Annotated in this window: 3 protein-coding genes; all 3 read right to left on the bottom strand. The window is 68.1% G+C overall.

All coding sequences use genetic code 11. The features are described from left to right. Nucleotides 1-104: 104 nt before the first annotated feature. A complete protein-coding gene (locus tag AC1D00_RS36410; protein ID WP_404551403.1) occupies nt 105-890 on the bottom strand; it encodes an ABC transporter ATP-binding protein in 786 nt (261 codons plus the stop codon). Nucleotides 891-894: 4 nt separating this feature from the next. Continuing rightward, complete coding sequence (locus tag AC1D00_RS36405; protein ID WP_477013995.1) at nt 895-1740, bottom strand: ABC transporter permease; 846 nt, start codon at nt 1738-1740, stop codon at nt 895-897. Between the two features lie 232 nt (nt 1741-1972). Beyond that, nucleotides 1973-2503: type 2 periplasmic-binding domain-containing protein (locus AC1D00_RS36400; RefSeq protein WP_477013994.1), on the bottom strand; the 531-nt coding region annotated here is incomplete at its 5' end.

Here is a 2503-nt window from a genome sequence, read left to right as displayed (position 1 = left end):
AGCGTTCCTTGATCGGGGCCTGCATCTGGCGCAGTTGGGCGGCGTCCATCTTCGTTCTCTCCCGGAAAAATCGCCTCTCGATGTACCGGCTTGGGGAGAGATTGTCACCACCACATGGCCTGACCGGGACCCAGGGTTGCGTCACGGTCGGGCACGCTGCGGTCGAGCGAACGGTCGAGTGACGTCAGCACACTTCGCTTGAAGTTCTCGAAGAGCGGCGAATTGCGGTCGCGCGGCCGCCCGAGGTTGATCTCGATCTGGTCGAACAAGCGCCCCGGCCGCGGCCGCATCACCAGCACGCGGTCGGCCAGCACCACGGCCTCGTCGACGTCATGTGTGACGAGGATCAAGGTCGGGCGCGTATCGGCCCAGAGGTCGAGCAGATGATCCTGGAGATCCCTGCGGGTGAAAGCGTCGAGCGCGGAGAAGGGCTCGTCGAGCAAGAGCACCTCGGGCTGCGGCACCAGCGCGCGGGCGATCGCGACGCGCTGCGCCTGCCCGCCGGAGAGCTCGCGCGGCCAGGCCTGCGCCTTGTCGGCGAGCCCGACGCGCGCGAGCGCGCGCGCCACCTTCTCGCGCCGTTCGGCCGCGGGCAGATCGGCAAGGCCGAAACCGATATTGTCGGCGACGCTGAGCCAGGGCAAAAGCCGCGGCTCCTGGAAGATGATGCCGATCTTGGCGTGCGGCGAGGCGATCGCCTCGTCRTCGAGCGTCACCGTGCCTGAGGAGGCGCGGTCGAGGCCGGCGATGGCGCGCAGCAGCGTGGACTTGCCACAGCCGGAGCCGCCGATGATGGCGACGATCTCGCCCTGGCTGATCTCGGCGGAAAAGCGCGCCAGCGCCTCGACGCCGTTGGGATAGGTCTTGCCGACCCGGTCGAGCGCCAGCATCGCGTTATGCTCCCCCGGCGCGCCCGAAGGCGTCCTGCCAGCGCAGGAAGGGCGCGGATCCGACCTCGATCAGCCAGTCCGTGAGCTTGCCGAGCATGGCGAAGATCACGATGGCGGCGAGGATCTGCGCGGGCTTGCCGAGCTGCTGACCGTCGAGCAGGAGATAGCCGAGGCCTTCGGAGGCGCCGATCAATTCGGCCGCCACCACGAACATCCAGCCGAGACCGAGGCCGACGCGCAAGGAGACGACATAGGCCGGCAGCACCGCGGGCAGCAGGATGCGGCGGATCATCGCCGGGCCGGACAGGCGGAAGGTGCGGCCGACCTCGACGATCTTGCGATCGACCGAGAGGATCGCGCCCATGACGCCGAGATAGACCGGGAAGAACACGCCGACCGCGATCAGCGCGATCTTCGAGGTCTCGAAGATGCCGAGCCAGAGGATGAACAGCGGCACCCAGGCCAGCGAGGGTATCGCGCGCAGCGCCTGCACGGTCGGATCGAGCAGCCGGCGCGCCAGCGACCAATAGCCGGAGATCGCCCCGAGCAGCGTGCCCGCGACGACGCCKAACGCGAAGCCGAGGCCGACGCGCCACAGCGTCGCGGCGATGTGACGGACCAGCTCGCCGGAGCGGGCGAGATCAGCGATGGTGACAAGGACGCGCGAGGGCGGCGGCACCAGCCGGCCGTTGGACCAGCCAGACCACACCACGAGCTCCCAGCCGAGCGCGAGCGCGAGCGGCAACAACACACCCAGCACCGGCCGCGCGTAACGCGCGACGCGCGATGGCGCGGCGGCGCTCTCGGCCGCATCAGAGGATCGTTGCAAGACAGGCGCGTCGGAGATCATGGCCGGTAGGAAGCGCGTCTGGTCAGGGAATGCAACACTACTATTGCCGCGCCTTCTTGCGTCGTCCCCGCGAAGGCGGGGACCCATAACCACAGGGAGGCGTGGTTACGGGGACTCGGAGTTGCCGCCTTCGCACCACAACCGCTCCCTAGGGTTATGGGTCCCGGGCTCGCTTCGCGCCCCGGGACGACGACGGTGTTTGCTGCGGCAGCTACGCTCTTCCCAACCGCCCTCAATTCGTCGGCAGCGGGACCTGGTCGTCGATCAGCGCGTCCAACGTCGCCTTCACGTCGACCTTGGCGTCGACGACTCCCGCCTGCTGCAACGCCAGGCCCGCGGCGAGGATCGACTCGCGCTGGGGCGCGCCGATGCGACTATGCGTCAGCTCGGTGCGCTCCTTGAGCTGCTTGTCGACGACGGCCTCGGGAAGCTTGGTCACGGCGATGAAGGTCTTCTTGAGATCGTCGTAGTTCGCCAGCGAATATTTGCGCGCCTCTTCGTAAGTTGCGAGCACGCGGCGGGCGATGTCCGGATAGTCCTTCAGGAACTGCTCGCGCACATTGAGGATGCCCCAGGTGTTGGCGTCAGCCTTGCGATAGAACAGCTTGGCGCCTTCCTCCACCTCGGCCTGCGCCATCATCGGATCGAGCCCGGCCCAGGCATCGACATCGCCGCGGATCAGCGCGGTCTTGCCGTCGGCGTGCTGGAGCAGCACCGGCGTGATGTCCTTTTCGGTGAGGCCGGCACCAAGCAGCGCGCGCAC

Source organism: Bradyrhizobium sp. P2_E8, assembly GCF_056403875.1.
This window is presented reverse-complemented; position numbering and strand designations above follow the sequence as displayed.